This is a genomic window from Streptomyces agglomeratus (assembly GCF_001746415.1).
Taxonomy (GTDB): domain Bacteria; phylum Actinomycetota; class Actinomycetes; order Streptomycetales; family Streptomycetaceae; genus Streptomyces; species Streptomyces agglomeratus.
Map to the genome: position 1 here is coordinate 7,635,867 of NZ_MEHJ01000001.1, position 22,699 is coordinate 7,658,565.

Genomic DNA, 22,699 nt, shown 5'->3' on the forward strand with positions numbered 1-22,699 from the left:
TCACGCGGCGCGCGACTTCACGGCAGGGCGGTTCGCCGGGTCGGCTGTTCCCGGCGCGCGGGTATGTGCCGGCGGACAAGCAAACGGCCCCGCCGAAGCAGGGGCCGTTGCATCAACCTTCACAAGTGTCAGCAAGAGAAGGGGAAGGCGCTTCGAAGCGTAACACCCCACTCACCAGGCCCGACGCTCATTCCGAGTACCCTGCGGAGACATTAGCGGCATCTGTTTGTCACGCAAGGTCCCGGGCCGTGCGTGGCCGACGGGGGCGCGGGCGGGGTACGGCTCCGGAATTCCTGCGCCGGTTGCTCGTGCGAGCGAGATGTCCACGCCACCCTCGCCGACCTCGGTGACGCCCGCCCGCCGCAGGACGACGCCCCCGGCCGGCAGTGCGGTGTGATCGCGTCAGCCCCAACCCAACTGACGCGGCAGTCAGTTCACAGGCACGTCAGACCGCCGGAAGCGTGTACAGGTGGTCGGCGTGGGAGACCAGGAGGCGGCTGCCCGCCTCGGTGATCTGCCATTCGCCGTCGTCCTTGACGCCGTCGTTGTAGTTCCAGCGGTACGAGCCGTCCTTGGCCGAAAGGGCGTAGACGCCGCCCTGCTCGAAGTACGAGGCGATGTAGAGCGAGTCGTCCGTACGGACCATCCACTCGCCGAACTCCCGGCTGCCCAGTTCCTCGCTCATCCAGATCTTCTTGCTCGTCTTCGGCTCGATCGCCCAGACCCCCCGGTCGTAGTCCATGACGTACAGCACTCCCCGTAGCACGGACGGCCGGTGGAAGCCGCGACGGCCGTTGGGCGAGAGCTTCCACACGTCGCGGCCGGTCTTCAGGTCGACGGCGCGCAGGAGGTTTTCGCCGCCGAGGAAGACCATGCCGCCGAAGATGGTGGGCTGGACCTCGTCGTCGGCGATCCTGCGGTTCCAGCGCTGTGTGCCCGTGCGCGCGTCGCGGACGGTGAGGTTCTTCAGGTCGTCGTCGATCGCGCCGTGAGTGTAGATGAGGTGACCGTCGCCGACCGTGAGCGCGATGTCGTCCTGTGTACCCTCGTCGCGCTGTTCCTGCCAGACGATCTCGCGGGTGCGGATGTCGATGGCCGCGATGGCGTTCAGGCGCTTGTCGATGTCGTCGTCCGTGAGCACGGCGACGACGTACACCCGCTTGTCGTCGACCGCGGCGACCTGGACCTCCCCGTCCATCTTGCCGCCGAGCCTGGTGCGCCAGGATTCCTTGCCGGTGCGGATGTCGTAGCCGATGACCGTGCCGTCGTAGTCGGGGCCGGGCAGGAAGAGCGTGTTGCCGGAGACGGTGAGCGTGTCGGCGGGCCCGCTGATCTCCTTGCGGGCCCACTTCCGCTTGCCCGTCCTGACGTCGTACGCCGCAGTGGTGTCACCGAGCACCAGGAAGGAGTCGCCGAACACCCGGGGCGGCACGTCGTAGTTGCGGGAGAGGCTCGCCGCCTGGTTGTGCCACAGGGGCTGCGGGGCGACGCCGTTCGGCGGGGTCTTGAAGACCTCGGGCTCGGCGTTGTTCGTGGCCTCGCCGTCCTTGCCGTCGGCCTTCGGCTTCTTCTTGCTCCCGTCGCGGGTGAGCCACCACGTACCGCCCGTGCCGGCGACGGCCACGCCTGCGACGCCGCCTGCGGCCAGGCCGAGGAAGCGGCGGCGGGAGGGGGCAGGGAACCCGGTGGAAGTGGGCGCCTGTGGGGTCGTCGGAGCCTGAGGGGCTGCGGCGTCCTGGGTGGATGTCGGCTGCTGGGCCGGGTGGTTCCGGGACGAGGCGTCCAGGACTGTCGGGGGCGGGCCGTAGGCGGCGGGGGTGGTGCCCTGTGCCGGGGTGTCCAGGTCGAGGATGCGGGAGGCGTGCGTCGCGATCGTCGAAGAGACCGCCGAGGGGAGCCAGTCGGCGAGGACTTCGCCCGTACCGCCCGGTGCCAACGACTGGAGGATCTCCGCCGGGCTCGGCCGGGCCGCCGGGTTCTTGGCCAGGCAGGCACGGATCAGGCCCGTGAGCATCGGCGGCACACCGGCGAGGTCGGGCTCCTCGTGGACGACCTGGTAGAGCATCGCGGCCGGGGCCAGGTCACCGAACGCACTGCGGCCGGTCGCGGCGAAGGCCAGCACCGCGCCGAGCGAGAACACGTCGCCCGCCGTCCCGACGTCCCTGCCGAGCGCCTGCTCCGGCGGCATGTAGCCGGGCGAACCGACCACAACTCCCGTCTGGGTCATACGGCTTCCGTCGACCGCCCGCGCGATGCCGAAGTCGATGACCCTCGGGCCGTCGGCCGCGAGCAGGACGTTCGACGGCTTCAGGTCGCGGTGGATCAGCCCGGCGGCGTGTATCTCCTGCAACGCGGCCGCGAGCCCCGCGCCCAGCGCGCGCACCGTCGGTTCGGGCAGGGCGCCGTGCGAGGCGACGACGTCGGTGAGGTCGCGCCCCAGGACGTACGCCGTCGCGAGCCACGGCAGCGGGGCGTCGGGCGCGGCGTCGACCACGGGCGCGGTGTAGCGGCCGGACACGGCCCTGGCTATGTCGACCTCGTGCCGGAACCGCTGCCTGAACGCCTGGTCGGTGGCGAGGTCCTGACGTACGACCTTCACCGCGACGGTACGACCACCGGGAGAGCGCGCCAGATACACCCGGCCCATGCCACCGGCGCCGAGTCTCGCCAGCAGTCGGTAGGTTCCCAGTTCCCGCGGATCGTCCGACTGTAGTGGCTCCATGGCCGCCCTCACCCCGTTCGCGCACGCTGCGCGTTTTGCTGTTGCCGTTGTCGGCAGCCAACAGTAGGGGAGCCTTGAACAGGTGATGTTGGTGGGGCTGGTGGGGGTGATGTGAGCTGGTGGGGTTGGGAGGTTGGGGGGAGGACCCGGTGGGCCCTTCCTCTGCTGTCCAGGCTTCGCAGGGAGCCGCCGGCGGTGCGGGCACCGGAAAGCCGTCCCGCCAGGGACCCGTAACCACGCCCACGTACGGGGTCGACTTCTTCGGCCAGGGGTATGGGCGGCGCTGCCATGTCCGCAGCAGCGCGACCGCCCTGGTCGTCGTCGGGCAGCAGGTTGTACCTGCCGACGACCAGGGCGTTGTGTGCGAATCCCGGTCAGCAGGAGGGCGGCGAGTCGCATCACGCGACGGCGGTTCCCTCAAGCTCGACCATCTGGCCGGGGATCGCCAGCCGCGTCACCCCGAGCATCGTGGTGGTCGGCGCCACCCCGGCGGCGCCCAACCGCGCCGCCAGCACGCCGTAGTGCTGGAAGACTAGATCGACATCGGTCGTGTAGACGTTGAGCCGGACGAGATGCGCGAGAGACATGCCGGCCTCGCCGAGCACGGCCTCCAGATTGCCGACGCTCAGCGCCAACTGCGCCGGCATGTCGCCGTCATGCTGGGGCTTGCCATCGGCGTTCATGGCGGTCTGCCCGGAGATGTACAGGGTCCGGGTGTGCCCGGAGACGACCTCTCCCTGGTTGAACCCCATCTCCACCGACCACGTAACGGGGTTGACCGCCGTTCGTTCCACTGCCACAACAGCTCCATTCGATTCATCGGGATTACGTGCGTCCATCGGCTCGGCAACTGCCGGCTTTGACGTCGCGGCAACGAGCCTCCCAACAATTCACGACACCCTCAGTCATGTATTTCGATAAAGTTCGTGCATGCGCGCCGACCGGTTGGTCTCACTCGTGCTACTGCTGCGCCAGCGCGGTCGGTTGACTGCGGATACGCTGGCCCGCGAGTTGGAGGTATCCACCCGCACGGTGCTCCGCGACATCGAGGCGCTGTCCGCGGCCGGCGTCCCGGTCTACGCCGAACGCGGCCGGCACGGCGGTTTCGTGCTGTCGCCCGGTTTCCGGACCGAGCTCACCGGACTGAACCACGACGAGGCCCTCGCCCTGCTGACCGCCGGATCGACGCGCGGCGAGCAGGTATTCGGCCTCGGCTCGGCGCTCGCTTCGGCGATGCGGAAGGTGGTCGACGCGCTGCCTGAAAGCCACCGGGCCACCGCGAGCGACGCCGCCCAGCGATTCCTCGTCGACCCGGAGACCGACCTGCTCTCACGCCGGCTGGTCACTGAGCAGGTACCCGACACCACAATGATCGAGGTCAGGCGCGCGGTGCTCGCCGGACACAAGCTGCGCATCCACTACGCGGCCACAGGTCGGACACCACAGTGGCGCACAGTGGACCCGATCGGCCTCGTCACCGTACGCGACCAGGGCTACTTGCTGGCCACGAGATCGGGCTCCGACCGCACCTACCGGCTTTCGCGGGTGCTGGCCGCCGAGGAGCTCCCTGAAGCCGCGCAGCGGCCGGGCCATGTCGATTTGGACCGGATCTGGCGGGAACGCTCCGCGCGGTTCCTCTCCGGCGGCGACTACATGACCGTGCTGGTACGGGTGAACCCGGCGCGGCGGGAGGACCTGCTGGACACCGCGCTGGCCGTCCGGGCAGAGGAATCCGACGCAGACGGCTGGCTGCGGCTGGAGGCGACCTTCCAAGATTGCCGGCATGCCGAATGGGCGCTGTGGCAGCTCAGCACGGACGCGGAAGCCCTGTCCCCGCAGTCGTTGCGCACCTCCCTGCGCAGCCGCGCCGCCGCGATTGTCACTCGCTACGAAGACGCGTCCCGAGAGCGAGAAGCCAACTCAGCGGACCAGCCAGTCATTTCGGAATGAGTGGCGTGCAGGGGTTGGCGGTCGAGGTCGCCGATGGCAGAAGTTGCCACTGGCAGGGGCTGCGGGTGTCGGGTGATCTTGTGCATGATGAGCTGCCTGATGAGCTGCGGGAACCTGGCCACCGACCCGGCAGCCCGGGGTACCTGACCCCGAGTCGAGCACGGTACGGGCTCCGGGGGATCAGCCATCACACCCCCGGGCCAGGCTCGGCATCGTCGTACGGAACCCGGCCTCGCGCCCTATCGCCGCTCCGTGTGGATCTGCGGACCCCAGGCCACCGTGCCCTCGTCACCATGGGCGTGATCAAGTCATCGTTCCGTCACCTGATCGGCTCGGCGGGACTTAGAGTGTGCGCGTGACCGCGCAAAATCCCGAGCTCGTCGCCGGCCGGTACCAGCTCGTCGAACGCATCGGCCAGGGCGGTATGGGCCGGGTCTGGCGTGGCGTCGACCAGCAGCTCTTCGGACGTGAGGTCGCCGTCAAGGAGATCCTCTTCCCGCCAGGTATGGACGACGGCGACCGCGCCGCCCTGCTCCGGCGGTTCACCGGCGAGGCCCGCGCAGCGGTCACTCTCAGCCACCCCGGGATCATCACCATCCATGACGTCGTGGAGCACCACGGCGCCCCAGTCATTGTCATGGAGTTGATCCGCGGGCAGTCCCTGGCCGCCGCCATCCGCAGCCGGGGCCGGCTGCCCGTGCGGCGGGTGGCCGAAATCGGCGCCGCCGTGCTCGACGCGCTGGCCGAAGCGCACGGGGCGCGGATCATCCACCGCGACATCAAGCCGGACAACGTGCTCCTGACCAAGGACCGCGTCGTCCTCACCGACTTCGGCATCGCCCACCTCGCGGACGCCACGACCAAGCTGAGCCACAGCGGCATGGTCATCGGCACGCCGCAGTACATGCCGCCGGAGCAGTTGGAGGGCAAGCGCCCGACCCCCGCCAACGACCTGTGGGCGCTCGGCGCCACGCTCTACCACGCCGTCGAGGGGCGCCCGCCGTTCGATGCGGAAGGGCTCCACGCCCTCGCCGTGGCCGTGTTCACGCGCCCGCACCGGCCGCCGGTTCACGCGGGTCCGCTGGCGCCCGTGCTGGACGCGCTGCTCACCAAGGACCCGGCGCAGCGCGTGGGCGCCGCGGAAGCGGCCGACATGCTGGCGTCCGTGCTGCGGTCCTGCCTGCCCCGGGCCGACGCGTCCGCCGGGCACGGGCCAGGGCACCAGCCCGCGCCCGAACCCGAACCCACTCCCGAACCCGAACCCGAGCCCGAGCCCGATCCGAGAGCGACCCCCGTACCGGCACCGGACGCGGCTACGGAGCACGCTTCCGCTCCGACGACGCCGTCACCGCAGACCCCCACGGTCCTGGACCCCGGGTCCGCCGCCGGCACCCCGCAGCTCCCCGTGCCGGACCGGCCGACCGGCCCGCCCGAGCCCGTACCCCCGGCCGAGGACCCGGTCACACTCGGGGCGACGGCCGAAACTGAGCACGGCGAGCGGGCGTCCTCCCGGCGGCGGGCCCTCACCTGGCGCCTCGCGGTCCTGGGCACGGCGTTGGCCACGCTGGCCGCGGGCTCCGTTCTGACCTGGACCCTCACCCGTGACGATGACGCACCCGGCGGTGGCGGGGCGGCCGGCAGCGGTTCGGGGGCCTCCTCCGTCACGGTGCTGATCGGGGTGGACGCACCGCTCAGCGGCGGGCTGTCCTCGATGGGCGTCGGCATCAGGAACTCCGCCGACCTGGCGGCCAGGACCGCCAACAAGACCCGTCACGTCCCCGGCGTGAAATTCGAGATCAAGGCCCTGGACGACGGAGCCGACCCCGCCAGGGGCGAGACCAACGCCGCCCGGTTCGTGTCCGACGAGAAGGTGCTGGGGGTCGTCGGCCCCCTCAACTCCGGTGTCGCCCGGACCCTGGTGGCACCGCTCGCGCGGGCGGACGTGGTCAACGTGTCACCGGGCAACACGGACCCCGAGCTGACGCTGGGCCCCGACTGGGCTGCGGGCACCAAGTCCCGTCCGTACTCCACCTACTTCCGCACCGTCGCCACGGACGTCGACCAGGGGCCGTTCGCCGCCAGGTACCTGCACGGCAAGGCGAAGAAAACCAAGGTCTACGTGGTCGACGACGCGAGCGCCCACGGCATCGCCCTCACCTCCGGTTTCACGGCCGAGTTCACGAAGCTCGGCGGGACCGTCGTCGGTACCGAGCAGGTCGACCCTGCGGAACGCGCGTTCGCCGGCCTCGCGGCGAGGGTACGGTCCTCCGGCGCCGACGCCGTCTACTTCGGCGGCTACTACGACACCGCAGCGCCGCTCTCCGAGCAGCTCAAGCAGGCGGGGGTGGACGTCCCCCTGATGGGCGGCGACGGCATCTTCGACCAGCAGTACCTCACGGTGAACCCGAAGGCCGAGGGCGACCTCGCGACCAACATCGGCGTACCCGCCGAGGAGTCGGCGGCTGGGCGCGACTTCCTCGCCCGGTACCGGAAGGCGGGGTACCCGGAGGCGGCCGGCTGGTACGGCCCCCACGCGTACGACGCCACCTGGACCCTCATCGAGGCGGTGAAGGCAGTCGTGGCGGCCAACGGCGGCACCCTTCCCCGCGACACCCGGGCGAAACTGCCGCAAGCCGTGGCGCGGGTGGCCTTCGACGGTGTCACGGGCCGCGTCGCCTTCGACGAGGCCGGCGACACCGTCAACCGCCGGCTGACGGTGTACGCGGTGAACGATGGCAGCTGGGCGACAGTGACGAGCGGACCCGCCACTCGCTGACGCCCGCCGGGGTGACGCGGCCCGGCAGCAGCTTCGGCACAGGGGCGCCATGACTCGCCTGACCGCCTGCGCGGGATCGTCGCAACAGCTCGGAGGTGACGTGGCTGGTCTCCTCGTCATCGCGGGTCGGGTCCCGGCCCGCCCGCACGTTTTCTTCGACCGTTGCCGACCGGTCCACCTGCTGCCCGTCCAGCACCTTCCGCAAGTGAAATGATCAAGCGATGGGGACGTTTGGAAACCTCCGCGCGGTGAAGACGGTTGTTAACACCGACTTTATTCATCGAGGTAGGAGACGCGTCATGGGCATTCTTGCTTGGATTCTCATCGGGCTTTTCGCGGGCCTCATCGCCAAGGCGCTGATGCCGGGCAAGGACCCGGGCGGCATCATCATCACCATGCTCATCGGTATCGCGGGCGGCCTGCTCGGCGGTTGGCTGGGCAAGGTCATCTTCGGCGTCGACTCCATCGACGGTTTCTTCGACCTGTCTACCTGGATCGCCGCCATCATCGGCTCCGTCATCCTCCTCGCCCTCTACCGTCTGATCACCGGCAACAAGCGCCGCCACAGCCACGCCTGAGCGACAAATTCATACGCCGGGCGGAACGGCTCCCCCTCTCCGAGGGCGGAGCCGTTCCGTCGCTGCGCGCATCAGGCCCGCCGGACACCAAGTGAAGGAACACCGGCCACGGCCACGGCCGCGTCAAGCTGCGGCGGCGAGCAGCGGTGTGGACTGGATGAACCGACGATCCTTCTCTGCTGCCACCGACTGCCGCCACCCCAACGTAACCAGCTCAAAGGGACCGCACCCACATCGCGAGCGTCCTGCCCTCCTGTGCCCCGGCCGGTCCGGACAGCGCGGTGGGTGCTGCCATGGCCGGCGTCCACCGACCGTCCTCCTGCCCCACCGGCCGCCCACAGCGTCTCGCAGCGCATGAGTGCGACAGGGGGCGCGTCGCACCTCGACGAAAGATACGAGAACCGCCCGTATGGCCCAGTTAGTGGTGATTCGTGGTAGATACGGGCTGTGTCGCACCTGGAGATTCCGAACACTGCGGGCTCCCCCAAGGATCCCTCGCCACAACGCTCGCTGCTGGCGTCGGTCGTCGCCGATCCGGGGCACCTCCCCGAAGTCCTCGCCGAATTCGCCGTCCGCCGGATCGGTCCGGCCGTGCCCGCAACAATCGCCGGCCTGCGGCAGAAGCACCCCGACGCCTCCGAGGCGGAGCTCCGGGACCGGGTGGTCGCCCGCGGCCGACGGGCCGTCGTATCGGAGGGGGCCTTCGTAGGCGGCCCGTTCCTCGTGCTCATTCCCGTCGCGTTCTGCGCGGCGCTCCTCACCCAGACTCGTACGGTCCTGGAGCTGGCCGCCCTCGACGGCCGCGACCCTACGGCGAGCGCCCGAGCCGGAGAGCTTCTCGTCCTCCAGGGCGTGTACGAGGACACCCGGCAGACGCAGGACGCGCTCGTCCGGACGGCCGGAGGACGGGCCGCCCGCGCAATCGCCCGCTGGAGGCGATGGGTGGCCCTGTGGGACGTGACCCTGCGCATGGCCCGCCTCCTTGGCGTGCTCACGCCGGGCGAAGAGAGTCAGGATGAAGGCCGGGGCGTACGCCGGGCAGTCGTCCACGCCTGGCGTTGGCTGCTCCTCGGTGTGGTGTTCCTGGTCGGGATGGTCGCCCCCCTTGTCTGGCTCCCGTACATGGCGGTGAGTTACCGGCGCGCCGACGCCCGCCTGGCGGACCGTGTCCTCGCCTACTACTTTGCCGAGACCGCACCCGCCCCCCACCGTCGGACCTTCCGAGCCGAACCCGGAGCATCGGCGGCCGCACTCCGCGCGCTCCTTTCTCTCCTCATGCCGTTGGTTCTGATCGCCATGGTCTTCCTGACCGGCCTGCGGATCGCCGACAGCCGCTGGCCGGTCCTCGGCATCACCCTCGCCGCGGCATCCGCAGCGGTCGGCGGGCTCTGGTACTGGAGCCGCCACCGGCGCCGCTGAGAGACCGGCCTTGAACTGCTGACGGCATGGGTGGGCCTCAGTTTTGTGCCTGCTGGAGGAGTGAGACCTGCTGGTCGATCAGGGCAGGCGGAAAGGCGCGTACGACGTGGCCGCCGACCGACAGTTTGGTGAACGTGACTACGACGCTCCCGACACGGACCACCGTGAACTGGTTCACGTGCGGACCCAAATCGGTGGGGGCAGTGACCTCGAACTGCACCGCTTCGTCCCCGTGCCGCGGGGCTGGGGCGACAGTGACCGTGCCCTTGTACCTCGTGGCGGCGATCTCGTAGTACCGGCAGGTTTTCAGTCCCTCGCTGACCTGCGCGAACGCCTCCTTCGCACCGATGCCCCTGTACGACGCCAGGATCGACATGCCGCCGTAGATGTCGCCCTTCCAGTTGAACGTCTGCTGGGCCACCGCCGGGGCCGGGCTGGAGTTCTGCCAGGCACGGGCGGCTGCGAGCGTCGGTCCGCAGGCTGGGTCGGACGGCTGGAATCTCGGGTCGTTGACCCGGGACTTGCGTTCAAAGACCGGGTGCCCGTACGCGTCCGGGCTCTCCTCGCCCGGCAGTGCGGCCGCCACCAACTGCTCGGCGGTCAGAGGGCGGCCCGCGGGAGCCGGAGCGGAGGGGGACGCGGCGGCGGGCGCGGACGCCGGCCTCCCGGGATCCGCCCCGCAGCCGACGACGGCCAGCGCGCCGACCGCCACCAGGGCCGGCAGGCCAAAGACTCGTCGTACAGCATGTATCGGCATGGCCTGTCCCTCGGAACGGTGCGGATGATCAGGCGGAGGCTACTTGGCCGCGATCACCGACACCAGCGGATTCCACCCCTGAGGAACCCCGGTTCCGGGCGGTGATCTGCGGCGCGGACGGGACCGGGGCCGGGCCTCGGTCCTGGCGCTGGCGGAACTCCGCTCAGGCCACTGCGGCGGCGTCCCGCGATGCGGCAGCCTCAGATGCGGCGCCCGCTGTGGTGAAGGCCGCGGCCGACGCCTCCCAGGCGGCACGGACCGCGCCCTGGTCGCGCCCGTCCGCGGCCAGCGCCGCCGCGAGGCTCGCGAACGCCTCGCCCTCCTCGTACGGAGCGTTCGTTCTCCGGAAGAGCCCGATGGCGCGCCGGTGGGCCTGTTCCGCTTCGTCGTACTTCCCCGACGCGGTGAGGGAAGCGCCGAGGTCGTTCCAGGTCACGCCCTCGCCGTACTGGTCTCCGGCCTCCTGGCAGATGGCGATGTCACGCCGGTGGGCCTCAACGGCCTCGTCGAACCTCCCGACTCCGGCGTAGGCGATGCCAAGCCCGTTCCAGGCGGCGCCTTCGCCCGGCCGGTCCTCACCCTGCAAGCAGAGAGCCAGATCGCGCAGATGCGCCTCGACGGCTTCGGGGTACTGTCCGGCCGCGGCATGCGTGACGCCGAGGTTGCACCATGCCTGCGCCTCGCCCAGCCGGTCACCCGCTTCCTTACGCATGTTCAGGTCACGTCGGTGTGCGTCCAGCGCCTCCTCGAACTCACCCAGTCCCGTGAGAGCTCTGCCGAGGTTGCCCCATGCGCAGGACACACCGTGATCGTCCTCGAACTCCTCGTAGATCGCCCGGACTTGACGGTGGACCTCGGCCGCCTCCTCGTACCGTCTCATCTCGCGGAACACGATACCGAGGTCGGTCAGCGCACCGGCTTCGGCGAATCTGTCCTCGGTCGCCACGAAGAGCGCCAGGGCCTCCTCAAGGGCGTCGACCGCCTCGTCGAACCTGCGGACTTCGGAGAGGACGACGCCGAGGCATTGCCACGCCGCCCCCTCACCGCGCCGGTCGCCGAGGGACTGGCAGATGCGCAGGTCATGCCGGTGGCCGTAGAGGGCCTCGTCGAACCGTCTCAGGTGGCGTAGCACATTGCCGAGGTTGTGCCATGCCTTGCCCTCCCCGTGCAGGTCGTCGAATTCCTGGCAGATCGCCAGGTCCCGCCGGTGTACGTCGGCCGCCTCCTCGTATTCGCCCAGTTCGAGCAGCGCACAGCCGAGGTTGCTCAAGGCCACGCCTTCGAGCTCCCGGTCGTCCGCCTCCTGACTGATGCGCAGACCTTGCCGGTGGGCCTCGGCCGCCTCGTGGAACCGTCGTGCTGCGTCGAGGGCCGCCCCCAGACAGATCCAGGCCGTTGCCTCGCCCCGCCGGTCCGCGAGGACGCGTGCGGAAGCGAGCGCGGTGGTGGCCGCGGCCACCCAGTCGTCGACGTACCGGCCCCGTTCGAGGTACTCGGCGAGCAGCCGCGGGAGACGGCAGGCGACGTCGTGGTGGCCGAGCAGGTGGGCCGCTTCGAGGGTGGCGAGGAGGTTGGTCCGCTCGGCGCCCAGCCAGTCCATTGCCTCCCGCTCTCCGGCGAAGGCGTCCGGCACGGGCTGTCCGGTAAGCGCTTTGAGGTGGTCGTCGGCCGCTTTCGCGGTGGCGGCGCGATGGTCGAACAGCAGGCGCTGGACCCGGCGGTAGACGTCCGTTGTCGTGGCCGTTGTCGTGGAGTGACCGGCGGCCAGTTCCTGGGCGTAGGCACGGATGAGGTCGAGCATGTGCCACCGGTCCCTCACCGCCCCCCGGACGAGGAGGTGTGCCCGCGTGAGGGCGGCCAGTAGCGCGCGGGTTTCCCGGTCGTCACGTTCCAGCAGAAGCGCGGCGTCGGCGGTGGAGATGTCGGGCCCGGGACTGAGCGCCAGTCGCCGGAAAGTGTCGGCCTGCGGCTCGGTCAGCGACTGGAAGGACAGATCGAACGACGAACGCAGAGCGCGCTCGCCGTCGTCCAGGTAATCCAGGGGGCCGGTGGTGCGGCCGAGCTCGGCGGCGAGCTCGGCGAAGTGCTGCTGCGGGTCGGCGATGAGGAGAGCCGCGGCGATCTGAAGAGCCAGAGGCAGGTGCCCACAGCGGCGTGCGACGTCCAGGGCGTCCGCTTCCTGGCGAAGGGCGCGTGTGTCGGCCGGGTCGGCGATGCGCAGGGCGGTATCGAGCAGCCGCAGGGCGCTGGAAGGGGTGAGGACGTCGAGGTCCAGGAGGCGGGCGCCCAGGGTCGGCAGCGTGTGCCGGGACGTCACCAGGAGCCGGTGCGACCCGCTGCCCGGCAGGAGGGGGCGGACCTGCTCGGGCGTCGAGGCGTTGTCGGCGATCACCAGCACGGACGAGTCACCGGCGGCCATCGCATCGAGCTGGGAACGGTACAAGGCGGCACGTTCCTCCAGCGTGGGCGGAATGTACGCGTCCTCGACGCCGAGGGAGCGCAGCAGCGCGTCCAGGGCCTGGGTCGGCAGGACCGGCGCGGTGTCGTACCCGTGCAGGTCGATGAAGAGGAAGGCGTCGAAGTACCCCCGCTGCGCGGCGAGGTGGCCGGCGGCCACGGCGAGCGACGTCTTTCCGACGCCCGCCGTGCCTGTCACCGCCGCGACCACCACGGCAACGGGCTCGGGTACGTCGTCGTCGGCAGCCCTCCCGTCACGGGGGGCGGTCACCTGAGCGCATCCGGAACCGGTGGCCGGCCGGAGCAGGTCCCTGAGGACGGCCAGCTCCTCGTCCCGGCCCGTGAAGCCGGCCGGTACCGGGGGCAGGGAGGCCAGTGCCATGGGAGCGGGTCCGTAAGGGTGGATCTCCAGGTGGATCGTGGCCCCGTCGCCGGTCGACACGATGCCCAAGTTGTCGCCGCCGATGGCGACCGCACGCCGGCCCGAGGCAGTGACCTGGACGGGCCCCGAGCCCGTCGTCGCCGCGGCGGCCCCTGAGTTGCGGGCCTGGGAGCAGTGGGCTTCGGTGCGGCCGTCTTCGGCGTCAAGCTCCCTGCCGCGCTCCGGTACGGGGGGCGACGCCTCGATCACGGGGGTGTCGTGGCGGCGTCGCCGGTCGACGCGATGCCATCCAGGTCGCCCCCGATCGCGATCGCGCGGTCGCCGGGCGCGCTGACCGGCCCCGGGCTCGGGCTCGGCCCCGGGCTCGGTGTGCCGGCCGGTGGTGGGGGCGGGCCTGCATCCGGCGCGCGCAACGCGGCGTTGTCCCCGGTGGACACGATTCCCCGTACGCCGCCGCCGACGCCCACGGCCCGTTCGCCCGACGCGTCGATGCCGGGCTCGGCGTCGGCCGCGGGTTCCCGGAGGAGGGCGACCAAGGCCACCGCGCATCCGGCGAGACCGGCCACCGCCCCCACGACGCTCGCCACTCGGTCGCCAGTGTCGAGATCCACCAGAACGGCGACCAGCACCAGGGCCACCGCGACGCAAATACCGGCTACGGCTCCGGCCCACGCCCACACGCGCATCGATCCGTTCACTTGCCCATGATGACCGGACTCGCGCCGATGCGCGCCGAGTTCGGGACAACTTGCATCTCGGCGAGCCGGGTTTCTGGTCGGTGATGCAGCGCCCAGGCGGGGACGCCCCGAAGAGCGCGACATCGGCAGGTGTGAGGGCCACGTCGGCGAGCCTCGAAGGGGGGAGGGGCGGTTGCTCAGAAGTTACTGGGCGGCAGCGGAAGAGGCAGCCCGGGCAGGCCGTCGATGCTCTGTGCGATGTGGTCCTTCTTGGTGAAGTACGCGCTCAGCGAGGCGTCGTCCTCACGCGAGAAGCGCTTGCCGTGCAGGTCGCGATCTTCGTCGTACGACATGAAGGGCACGCCGTATCCGCATGAGTCGCGGACGAGTTCGGCCGTCACCACGATGATCGCGCGCAGTCCGTGCTGGGACGGGTCGATGCCCGGGAAATGGGCGAGCAGTTCCTTGAAGCGCGGGTCGTCACGGAAGACGGGCTCGCCGCGGCCGTGCACCCGAACGATGTTGGGCGGTCCCTGGAAGGCGCACCACATCACCGTGATCCGGCCGTTCTCCCGCAGGTGCGCGACGGTCTCGGCAGTACTGCCGGCGAAGTCGAGATAGGCGATCCGCTCCTCGTCGAGCACCGCGAAGGAGCCCTTGAGGCCCTTGGGGGAGAGGTTGACCGTACCGTCGCCGGCCAGCGGGGCGGTCGCGGTGAAGAATATTGGCTGCTGCTCTATGAAGGCGCGCAGCCGGCCGTCGATGCGTTCGTAAGTCTTTCCCATGCCTAAGGATTATGGAGGGAAACTCTTCGCCTGTCTAACGAACTCGGCCGGCCCGGTCGCGGACCTTGGCATCGTGGCCCGCAACAGGGCTTGCGGGGAGCGCGGTTGCGGGAGCATTCCCTGTGCGGCGAGGAGACCCCCTGGACTCGCGTGCGGCGACCGGCCACCACCGGGCCGCGCGACGCACACCCCATTCTTCGCGGTGCCGCGCGCGGTCCGGCATTTGCAGTCCCGCGGTCGCGGGCGAGCTTTCATGCCCAACTCGCCCACCCGGCAATGAGAAACACCCCGCCATGGCCACGGGAGCCCAGTACCGCGACGTCGCGATCCGGCCCGTCAGCCCGTACGAAGCCGACACGTTCCGGCAACTGACCAAACTCATCGATCTCACCGTTCACGCCGACGAGTTGCCCCGCGTCCGCGCCGCGGCAGGCGCAGTCCCCGTATGAGGGTGTCCCACTCTCCGGCCTGCGTCCCCTTCCTTGGGGTGCCCATCGGCTCCGTCGGCTCCCTCGGGGTTCCTTCCGCGCGGTGGGCCGAGGCGCCCGCCTGCTTGCACTATCGACTTCACTACGCTCATATTAGATACGAACGTATTGAGATCGATAGTTTCTGGGGGAGAGATGAGCCGACAGATGGTGCCGCCTGCGCGGCGTCGCTGGCGCGTCCTCGTGTGGTCACTGGTCGCCGTGCTGCTGCTGGGCGCGGGGCTCGGCGGTGTCGCGGTCTGGCAGAACACCTACGCGCTACGGGAGGAGCGCATCACCATGCGGCACGGCGGGCGGCTGCTGGACGGTGTCCTGGCGCGGCCGCAGACCGGCGACGGCCCTTTCGGCCTGGTGGTATTCGTCCACGGCGACGGCCCCGTCGACGCCACGCACGACACCTTTTACCGGCCCCTGTGGGAGTCGTTCGCGAAGGCCGGTTACGCCTCGCTCTCCCTGAGCAAGCCCGGCGTCGGCGCCTCCGAGGGGAACTGGCAGGACCAGAGCATGGACGACCGCGCGGACGAGACCCTCGCCACGATCACCTGGGCCCGTACGCGTCCCGACATCGACGACCGGCGCATCGGCCTGTGGGGGGCCAGCCAGGCCGGGTGGGTGCTGCCCAAGGTCACGGCCCGCGACCGCGCTGTCCAGTTCGTCATCGCGGTCTCACCGGCCGTCGACTGGCAACAGCAAGGGCGCTACAACCTCCTCGCCGGACTGCGCAGGGACGGCGCCTCCCAGGACGACACACACACGGCGCTGCGACGGCGCGAAACGACCCTGCGCCTGCTGCGGCAGGGCGCGACCTTCGAGCAGTACCGCACCGCAGTCGGCGACACCGACGGCATGACCGCCGAACGCTGGCGGTTCATCGCCAAGAACTACCGCTCCAACGCGAGCGAGGACCTGCGCGCCATGCGCGGCACACCCACGCTCCTGGTGCTGGCCGGGCACGACATCAACGTCGACGTCGCCGACACCGAGGCCGCCTACCGCCGCATCCTGCCGCCCGCCTCCCTGACGGTGCGGCACTACGCCGACGCCACCCACTCACTGGTCGACAACGCCGTCGAAAACTCCGAGCCGCGACTCACCCTCACAGCCGTCTTCGCCCCCCGGCGCCTGTACGCCGCCGGATTCCTCGCCGACCAGCGCAACTTCCTCGAGCAGATCACCGACCGCAAGGGAACCGAGTGAACACCGCAACCACCGCAACCACCGCGCCCCCGTCCCGGACGGCCGGCCGCCTCGCCCACGTCGACGCCCTGCGCGGCTTCGCGCTGCTGGGCATCCTCATCGTCAACATCGGCTACCTCGCCTCCACCTACCACGGCACGGGCCTGGAGGACCCCGGCTTCGCCTCGCCGCTCGACAACGCGGTCCGATGGTTCGTCGCGGTGTTCTTCGAGGCCAAGTTCTTCCTGCTGTTCTCGTTCCTGTTCGGCTACAGCTTCACCCTCCAACTCTCCTCCGCCGAGCGGCACGGGGCACGCTTCGCCTCCCGCTTCATGCGGCGTCTGGCCGGCCTGTTCGTCCTGGGCACCCTGCACGCGGTCCTGCTGTTCCCCGGAGACATCCTCACCACGTACGCGGTGCTCGGCCTGATCCTCCTCGCCGCCCGTCACCTGCGACCCCGTATCGCCATGCGCACCGCCGTCGCCCTCTTCGTCCTCACCGCCGCCGCGTACGTCGTGCTCGCGCTCTCCGCCCACGCGGCAGGCGGCTACGGAGTGGACCCGGCCACGGCGGCCGGTGCCGAGCAGGCCGCCGAGGCGCTGCGCGGCGGCCCGGCGTCAGTGGTCGCCGCCCACCTGGAACAGCTGCCCGACGTGCTGATCCTGCTCGTCTTCTTCCAGGCCCCGGCCGCCCTGGCAGCCTTCCTTCTCGGCCTCGCGGCAGGAAGGCACCAGGCCCTCGGGGACATCGCCCGCCATCGCAGAACGCTGGGCATGCTCCAGTGGACGGGTTTCACCCTGGGGCTGCTCGGCGGTGTCGTCTACGCCCACGCGAGTCTGGAGCACCCGGGCGGCGCGTACCAGATCCTCGCCATGGGCATCGACGTCGTCACCGCCCCGCTGCTGGCCGCCGCCTACGCCGCAACGGTCCTCCGGCTCGCCAGCGGCCGGCACGCGGACCGGCTGATCGCGTTGTTCGCCCCGGCGGGCCGCATGACCCTGACCAATTACCTCACCCAGTCCCTCGTCTGCGCCCTGTTGTTCACCGGCTACGGCGCAGCCCTGGTCGGCGATGTGCCTCCCTTGGGTGTCCTGGCCATCGCCCTCGTGCTCTTCACGGCGCAGGCCGTCGTGAGCCGCTGGTGGCTGCGCCGGTACCGTTACGGCCCGCTGGAATGGCTGCTGCGCGCCTGGACCACTCTGACCTGGCCGCCCCTCCGTCGAGGCGGGGCCGCCCCGCGCTGACCGCTACCCCGGCTCAACACTTTTCGGGCGCGCAGGGGCCGCAGTGCTTCGCCAGGGCTCGCAAGGGCTTGTCGTCATTCGCTGAGGCACTTCCGGCCCACAGCCGTGTTCGGCTGCCGAGCATGTCAACGGTCTCCAGAATCGAGCACGGCGGCGACTGCCTCGATTTCGACAAGTTGATCCTCGTAGCCGAGCACGGTGACGCCCATCAAGGTGCTGGGGACGTCATGGTCGGCGAACGCGTCCCGGACTACCTCCCAGGCGGCCACCAGGTCCTTGCGCCGTACCGACGCGACGAGAACCCTGGTACTGATGACGTCCTGGAGCGACGCACCCGACGCGGCGAGAGCAGCCTGCATGTTCTCGACGGCTTTCACTGCCTGACCCGCGTAGTCTCCGATCGCTGCCGTGGAGCCGTCATCGTTCAGCGGACACGCCCCGGCGAGGAAGATCAGACGTGACTCGGCGGGCGCCGTGGCCGCGTAGGCGTACTCGGCGATGTCGGACAGAGAGGTGGAGCGGATCAAAGTGATGGCTCGAGCCACGGTTATCGGGTCCTTTTCCGTCGAGTGTTGGGCCCGGACATCCTGCCAACGCCCTCCCGTTCCCGGCTTCCCATTTCTTCACCGGCCCACAACAGCGCAGCCACTTCTGCCCGGTGCTTTATACCTCAATCCCTGCGGTTGGCAGGGCTTCCGAAAGGTCATCACCACCGTCGGTGCACGGTGGCTTTCGCGCCGGTCACGAGGCTTGCCGGTGGAACGTCATCGGCCACGACCGCGCCGGCAGCGATCACGGCATCACGGCCAATGGTGACGCCGGGCAGGATCGTGGCACCGGCACCGATCCACACGTTCTCCGCAACGTCGATCGGCGCGCCGGTGAGGTACAGCCGCCGCTCCTCGGGATCGACCGGGTGGCCGCTGGTGATGAAGGTGACCTTCGGGCCGACCATCACGCGCTCGCCGAGCCGGATACCGGCGTAGTCCAGGAACGTGCAGTTCTGGTTGATGAACACGCGCTCAGCCAGGTCGAGGTGCAGACCATGGTCCGTGTAGAAGGGCGGATAGATCGTGACTCTCGACGGCAGTGGCCTGCCGAGGATCTGTTCCAACAGTTCGGCCTTACCTGCTTCGTCCTCGAACGGCAGGACGTTGAGGCGGGAGGTGAGCTCGGTCACCCGCAGGACCCTCTCGGCCATCGCCTGGAACTCGGCGCTGTGGATGCGCATCAAACGGTCGCTGGGCATGCCACGATCCTGTCGCGTGTACGAGTAACCGGACAAGATCCAGTCACCCACCTCCCGGCCGCCGTGCCCGCGGCTGTTCCCGCCAGCTGCGCCATTCCCGACCGCCCTGCCGGCCAGGGTAGGCCGCTGACGCGCCAGTTGGCCATGTGCTGGTGATGCTGCGGGGGAGGAGGCCCCGCAGCATCACCGGTGGGTGGTTACAGCTGGGGCAGGTCGCTGAAGGGGTTGATGACTTCCGCGTGGGCGTCGAAGAGGAACAAGGGCTTGCCCGCTTCGGTGGGGCTGGTGCCGAAGGTGTGGGTGAAGGCCGTGGCCCCGGGCTCGGTGAGCTGCAAGGGGATGTTCTTGGTGTCGACCGTAGTGGGGGTCATGGTGACCCGGTTGAGCGACACCGCCGGAAGCAGATGCGCAGGGGCCGCCGTGCAGACGAAGGCAAGGAAATGCTCGGGCTTGCGTTCGTAGCGGTGGTTCAGGCGTCGGCAGCCGGCCGGCCAGGACACGGTTCGTTCGACGACCCGGCGGTGGCGGCCGAGCCGGGTGGAGGACGACTCCCCGGCGGGCGATGCGGTTGCGTATACCGCGTGAACACAGCCATCGCCGCAGGTGGTCGTAGTCGTAGCCCTTGTCCGCATGCAGCTTCGCCGGCCGTCTGCGGAGCGGGCCCGCGACGGACAAGGACGAGTGCGTGCCGCCGGTGTAACGGCAAGCCACCGCTGTTCTGGTGAACATGTCAGTATCGCCACTCTACGGGCGCCTCCACGTTGAGCGTGACGTGGGCCGCGGTCTGCCGTTGTAGGAGGTGATGCCCCTGACACCACAGCGAGACTTCAGCGCTCCCACGATCGTGATCGGAGCCGGTCCCCACGGCCTGGCGGCCGCCGCCCTACTGCGCCGCTCCGGCGCGCCGACCGTGATCCTGGAACGGTCGGACCGAGTAGGAGCCACCTGGGCGCAGCGCTATGACCATCTGAGCCTGCACACCACTCCGGGCGCCTCGAAACTCCCCGGCCTGCCGGTGCCGCGCCGGGCGGGCCCGTGGGTGAGCCGGGACGACTATGTGCGATACCTGGAGCGTTACGTCGCCCATCACCGACTCGACGTCCGGGTGACCACCCCGGTGCAGCGCATCGAACGGGCTGACCCCGGCTCGGGAGCACACTGGCTGGTCCACACCCCCGACGGCCCAGTGCCTGCTGGTGCGGTCGTGGTGGCCACCGGCCGCTGCCATACGCCGAACCTCCCCCAGTGGCCAGGGCGTTCGACCTTCACGGGCACGCTGCTGCACTCGGCCCACTACCGGTCTCCCGCCCGCTACCGCGGTCAGCACGTCCTGGTGGTCGGCGCCGGCAACAGCGGGACCGAGATCGCCAGCGTCCTGGCCGGGGCCGGGGCCAAGCGGATACGGATCGCGGTCCGTACCCCACCCAACATCCTGCCCCGCTCCAGCGCCCGATGGCACGCAGTCGGCCGGATGACAGAAGTCCTCCCGCTCGCGTGGCGCGACCGCACCTCCCTGCTCACACAACGTTTCGCGGTGTCCGATCTGACGTCACGGGGACTGCCGCGGCCCCGCACGGGGCTGTACACCCGCAATATCCGCGAAGGGGTCAACCCGGTGCTCGACCATGGCTTCGTGGATGCTGTCCGGTCCGGGCGGGTGGAGCCGGTCGCGGCCGTCCAGGCGTTCGAAGGCCCCGACGTGTTGTTGGCCGACGGCACCCGACTGCGGCCCGACACGGTCATTGCCGCCACCGGGTACCGACCCAACCTGCACGGCCTGGTCGGGGCCCTGGGCGTACTCGACGAGGCCGGGCAACCTCTCGCCGTAGGGGCACAGACCCATCCCGAAGCCTCGCGCTTGTACTTCGCCGGCTACACCAATCCCCTCACAGGTGTCCTTCGCCAGGCGGGCATCGAAGCGCGCGCCATCGCCCACGCGCTCCGACGCGAGACGGCGCGGGCACCCCTTCCCGCCCCCCGCGTGGGCGACCGGGGGGCCTCGGACCGCTGAACACGATCAGCGATCGCATCGGGTCGTGATCCTGGGCATGGCGATGATGCCGCACCTGATCCTCCGCGTCGCCGCGTCGCCGCGTCACGGAGCGGGCGGGCTGCCCGACGGTCCACGAGCATCGCCGTGGGGCTGACGGGCGCCTTCTGCCTCCTGCCGATCACGACCGGATTCGCGGCGGCCGCCGTCGTCGTCGGCGGCGAGAGGATCGGTGCGGTCGACGCGAACGGGTCAGGCGGCCCCGACCAAGCGCCCCCTCACCGAGACGGAACAGGCGGGGACCCTTCGTACCGCTGTCGCCGTCCTGTGCGTGGGCGGGGTGACGCTGTCGGCGGCCGCCCGCAGCTGTCAAGTCGAGTTCCTGGTCACCTCCTCGCTGGGCGTCGCGGCGACCTGGCTGACGCTCTGCACCGTCCTCACCGGACCGCGTATGCGCTGTGGCCATACGAGGCCTTCGACTGGTATCCGTTCCCGCCCGAGGCCGGTCTCGGTCCGGCTGCCGTGCTCCTCGGATGGCTCGGCACTACGGAGTCGTCGGCGGACGCCGGACGCCGCTCGTCGCGGGCGCGTACGGAGGTCTGAAGGGTTGGGAGGGCGGCGCGGTGGGCCGTCCGCTCGGGCCCGCTGAGATGCTCGTCGGCCTTCGACAATCCGGCGGTAGCGCGGCCTGACGTCGGACACTGTGCCGGCCATGATCGGAGCGCAGCATGACCGCCCGTAGGGGAACGCCGTCGGTGCCGGTGGAGTGAGACATCTGCTGATCAAGGGTCGAAGTGACGCCGAACTTCGACTCCGAGACGGCGATCTTCGCGGGACCGGCCGAATGCGAGCCGAGTGGAACGTTGAGCGTCCGCGGGGCAGGCTTGTAGCCATGCGGTCGCTCTTCCGCTCTCTTCGGTCGGGGGCGGGCGGCCATAGCGGGGTCGCCCTCACGCTCGCGAAGTGTGTGCCTTTCGCGATCACGCTGGTCGTGGTGGGTATCGAGCTCTCGCCCCTGCACTTTCTGTATACGGGCCCCATGCTCACGGCGACGCCGGCGCTGGCCGCGGTGACGATGGGCCCAAAAGGCACCACCGCGGCAGCCGCTTTCGCGTTGGCGGTCAGTGTGACCACCGCGACCTACAACCAGGCATGGGGTACCCAACTGGTCTACACCAACTTCCTGGCGGTTCTCGTGGTGTCCGTGGCCGCTGTCATGGGAAGCAGTGCCGTGCGCACGCTCAGGGAGAAGGAACTCCACCAGGTCCGACGCATCGCCGTGGCAGCACAGGAGGTCCTGCTGCGGCCTGTGCCCGCTCGGCTCGGCCCGGTGCGGGCGGCCAGCATGTACCTCGCGGCGGAGACGGGGGCGCAGATCGGCGGTGATCTGTACGAGGCTGTGCAGACCCGGTATGGGGTCCGCATGATCGTGGGGGATGTCCGGGGAAAGGGTCTGCCGGCCGTGCGCGCGGCCGCAGCAGTGCTGGGTGCGTTCCGGGAAGCCGTGCACTACGAGGATGATCTCGTGGAAGTCATCAACCACTGCGCGGCCGCACTGCGACGGGAGGTCGCCCTGCGCGGGGCGGTGGATCAGATTGTTGTGCTGGAGGGTTTCGTCACCGCTCTCGTGGCCCAGGTACCTGACACCCACGAGATTCAATTGGTCAACCGCGGCCATCCCCCTCCGCTGGTGCTGCGCCAGGGCACGGTTCAGGCCCTGATGCCCAGCTCACCGCTCCCGCCACTGGGCTTGGAAGAGCTCATCATCGGTCCTTCGGGCAAGACGGACAGCTATCCGTTCGTACCCGGCGACCGTCTGCTGCTACACACCGACGGTGTGATCGAAGCGCGCAATCGTCACGGCGACTTTTTCTCTCTGCCGGAGGCCGTGGAGGCGCTGTACACCCGTACTCCGCACGAGTTCCTGGAACAACTTCACCAAGGACTGATCCGGCACACTGACGGCCACCTGGCGGACGATGTGGCGATGCTCCTCGTTGACCGGCTCGCGGAAGAAGCCGGCGAACAAAGCGAATTGCCCTAGCCGCC

Annotated in this window: 18 protein-coding genes and 1 pseudogene; 9 read left to right on the forward strand and 10 right to left on the reverse strand. The window is 70.0% G+C overall.

Annotation, left to right across the window (positions count from 1 at the left end):
* Nucleotides 1-445: 445 nt before the first annotated feature.
* Nucleotides 446-2,722, reverse strand: a complete 2,277-nt coding sequence (locus AS594_RS33435) for a serine/threonine-protein kinase (protein WP_069935702.1) — start codon at nucleotides 2,720-2,722, stop codon at nucleotides 446-448.
* Between the two features lie 398 nt (nucleotides 2,723-3,120).
* Complete coding sequence (locus tag AS594_RS33440) at nucleotides 3,121-3,516, reverse strand: RidA family protein (RefSeq protein WP_069774875.1); 396 nt, start codon at nucleotides 3,514-3,516, stop codon at nucleotides 3,121-3,123.
* Nucleotides 3,517-3,652: 136 nt separating this feature from the next.
* On the opposite strand from AS594_RS33440, the gene AS594_RS33445 reads away from it, so the two are divergent.
* The 4 genes from AS594_RS33445 (at nucleotide 3,653) to AS594_RS33460 (ending at nucleotide 9,445) form a co-directional block, all read left to right on the forward strand.
* Nucleotides 3,653-4,672, forward strand: coding sequence for a helix-turn-helix transcriptional regulator (locus tag AS594_RS33445; protein WP_069931965.1), 1,020 nt, complete (start codon nucleotides 3,653-3,655; stop codon nucleotides 4,670-4,672).
* Between the two features lie 355 nt (nucleotides 4,673-5,027).
* On the forward strand, nucleotides 5,028-7,448 hold the full coding sequence (locus AS594_RS47605) for an ABC transporter substrate-binding protein (protein ID WP_167368070.1): 2,421 nt from the start codon (nucleotides 5,028-5,030) through the stop codon (nucleotides 7,446-7,448).
* A gap of 299 nt (nucleotides 7,449-7,747) precedes the next feature.
* Nucleotides 7,748-8,026, forward strand: coding sequence for a GlsB/YeaQ/YmgE family stress response membrane protein (locus tag AS594_RS33455; protein ID WP_069774872.1), 279 nt, complete (start codon nucleotides 7,748-7,750; stop codon nucleotides 8,024-8,026).
* A gap of 447 nt (nucleotides 8,027-8,473) precedes the next feature.
* On the forward strand, nucleotides 8,474-9,445 hold the full coding sequence (locus AS594_RS33460; protein WP_107393247.1) for a hypothetical protein: 972 nt from the start codon (nucleotides 8,474-8,476) through the stop codon (nucleotides 9,443-9,445).
* Nucleotides 9,446-9,482: 37 nt separating this feature from the next.
* Here the strand turns inward: AS594_RS33460 and AS594_RS33465 are convergent, their stop codons facing one another.
* The 4 genes from AS594_RS33465 to AS594_RS33480 form a co-directional block, all read right to left on the reverse strand.
* A complete protein-coding gene (locus tag AS594_RS33465) occupies nucleotides 9,483-10,202 on the reverse strand; it encodes a hypothetical protein (protein ID WP_141747188.1) in 720 nt (239 codons plus the stop codon).
* Between the two features lie 163 nt (nucleotides 10,203-10,365).
* Nucleotides 10,366-13,290: a tetratricopeptide repeat protein gene (locus tag AS594_RS47340; RefSeq protein WP_069935704.1), complete on the reverse strand. Its 2,925-nt coding sequence runs from the start codon at nucleotides 13,288-13,290 to the stop codon at nucleotides 10,366-10,368.
* Complete coding sequence (locus tag AS594_RS33475; protein ID WP_141743731.1) at nucleotides 13,287-13,739, reverse strand: hypothetical protein; 453 nt, start codon at nucleotides 13,737-13,739, stop codon at nucleotides 13,287-13,289. The genes AS594_RS47340 and AS594_RS33475 overlap by 4 nt, the downstream gene beginning before the upstream one ends.
* A 176-nt stretch (nucleotides 13,740-13,915) precedes the next feature.
* Nucleotides 13,916-14,503: a pyridoxamine 5'-phosphate oxidase family protein gene (locus AS594_RS33480; protein ID WP_069774864.1), complete on the reverse strand. Its 588-nt coding sequence runs from the start codon at nucleotides 14,501-14,503 to the stop codon at nucleotides 13,916-13,918.
* A gap of 293 nt (nucleotides 14,504-14,796) precedes the next feature.
* On the opposite strand from AS594_RS33480, the gene AS594_RS44885 reads away from it, so the two are divergent.
* The 3 genes from AS594_RS44885 to AS594_RS33490 all read left to right on the forward strand — a co-directional run bounded on the left by AS594_RS44885 (nucleotide 14,797) and on the right by AS594_RS33490 (nucleotide 17,411).
* Nucleotides 14,797-14,952: a hypothetical protein gene (locus AS594_RS44885; RefSeq protein WP_167368071.1), complete on the forward strand. Its 156-nt coding sequence runs from the start codon at nucleotides 14,797-14,799 to the stop codon at nucleotides 14,950-14,952.
* A 174-nt stretch (nucleotides 14,953-15,126) separates the two neighbouring features.
* The gene (locus AS594_RS33485; RefSeq protein WP_107357843.1) at nucleotides 15,127-16,188 is read left to right on the forward strand and encodes an alpha/beta hydrolase family protein; all 1,062 of its coding nucleotides are present in this window, start codon (nucleotides 15,127-15,129) and stop codon (nucleotides 16,186-16,188) included.
* Nucleotides 16,185-17,411, forward strand: coding sequence for a DUF418 domain-containing protein (locus tag AS594_RS33490; protein WP_069774862.1), 1,227 nt, complete (start codon nucleotides 16,185-16,187; stop codon nucleotides 17,409-17,411). Before AS594_RS33485 ends, AS594_RS33490 begins: the two co-directional genes overlap by 4 nt.
* A gap of 125 nt (nucleotides 17,412-17,536) precedes the next feature.
* On the opposite strand, the gene AS594_RS33495 is transcribed toward AS594_RS33490, so the two are convergent.
* The 4 genes and pseudogenes from AS594_RS33495 to AS594_RS33505 form a co-directional block, all read right to left on the reverse strand.
* Nucleotides 17,537-17,956, reverse strand: coding sequence for a RidA family protein (locus AS594_RS33495; protein WP_069931961.1), 420 nt, complete (start codon nucleotides 17,954-17,956; stop codon nucleotides 17,537-17,539).
* Nucleotides 17,957-18,117: 161 nt separating this feature from the next.
* Nucleotides 18,118-18,660 carry a DapH/DapD/GlmU-related protein gene (locus AS594_RS33500; protein WP_069774860.1) on the reverse strand — a complete coding sequence of 181 codons (543 nt, stop codon included), beginning with the start codon at nucleotides 18,658-18,660 and terminating at the stop codon, nucleotides 18,118-18,120.
* 197 nt (nucleotides 18,661-18,857) lie between these two features.
* Nucleotides 18,858-19,031 carry a hypothetical protein gene (locus tag AS594_RS48025; protein ID WP_176733035.1) on the reverse strand — a complete coding sequence of 58 codons (174 nt, stop codon included), beginning with the start codon at nucleotides 19,029-19,031 and terminating at the stop codon, nucleotides 18,858-18,860.
* Nucleotides 19,028-19,326, reverse strand: a pseudogene (locus tag AS594_RS33505) (transposase); the annotation flags it as partial. The gene AS594_RS48025 and the pseudogene AS594_RS33505, both read right to left, overlap by 4 nt.
* Nucleotides 19,327-19,462: 136 nt before the next feature.
* Between AS594_RS33505 and AS594_RS33510 the strand changes: the two are divergent.
* Nucleotides 19,463-20,671 carry a flavin-containing monooxygenase gene (locus AS594_RS33510; RefSeq protein WP_079148795.1) on the forward strand — a complete coding sequence of 403 codons (1,209 nt, stop codon included), beginning with the start codon at nucleotides 19,463-19,465 and terminating at the stop codon, nucleotides 20,669-20,671.
* A gap of 946 nt (nucleotides 20,672-21,617) precedes the next feature.
* Entirely contained in the window at nucleotides 21,618-22,694 is a 1,077-nt protein-coding gene (locus AS594_RS33515; protein WP_240509146.1) for a PP2C family protein-serine/threonine phosphatase, read from the forward strand.
* The last annotated feature ends 5 nt before the right edge of the window (nucleotides 22,695-22,699 follow it).

What these genes read in the sequence shown, in the direction of transcription:
- AS594_RS44885 (WP_167368071.1), top strand. Translation starts at nt 14,797, where the DNA reads ATGGCCACGGGAGCCCAGTACCGCGACGTCGCGATCCGGCCCGTCAGC.
- AS594_RS33485 (WP_107357843.1), top strand. Translation starts at nt 15,127, where the DNA reads ATGAGCCGACAGATGGTGCCGCCTGCGCGGCGTCGCTGGCGCGTCCTC.
- AS594_RS48025 (WP_176733035.1), bottom strand. Translation starts at nt 19,031, where the DNA reads ATGACCCCCACTACGGTCGACACCAAGAACATCCCCTTGCAGCTCACC.
- AS594_RS33510 (WP_079148795.1), top strand. Translation starts at nt 19,463, where the DNA reads ATGCCCCTGACACCACAGCGAGACTTCAGCGCTCCCACGATCGTGATC.
- AS594_RS33465 (WP_141747188.1), bottom strand. Translation starts at nt 10,202, where the DNA reads ATGCCGATACATGCTGTACGACGAGTCTTTGGCCTGCCGGCCCTGGTG.
- AS594_RS33445 (WP_069931965.1), top strand. Translation starts at nt 3,653, where the DNA reads ATGCGCGCCGACCGGTTGGTCTCACTCGTGCTACTGCTGCGCCAGCGC.
- AS594_RS33435 (WP_069935702.1), bottom strand. Translation starts at nt 2,722, where the DNA reads ATGGAGCCACTACAGTCGGACGATCCGCGGGAACTGGGAACCTACCGA.
- AS594_RS33455 (WP_069774872.1), top strand. Translation starts at nt 7,748, where the DNA reads ATGGGCATTCTTGCTTGGATTCTCATCGGGCTTTTCGCGGGCCTCATC.
- AS594_RS33500 (WP_069774860.1), bottom strand. Translation starts at nt 18,660, where the DNA reads ATGCCCAGCGACCGTTTGATGCGCATCCACAGCGCCGAGTTCCAGGCG.
- AS594_RS33480 (WP_069774864.1), bottom strand. Translation starts at nt 14,503, where the DNA reads ATGGGAAAGACTTACGAACGCATCGACGGCCGGCTGCGCGCCTTCATA.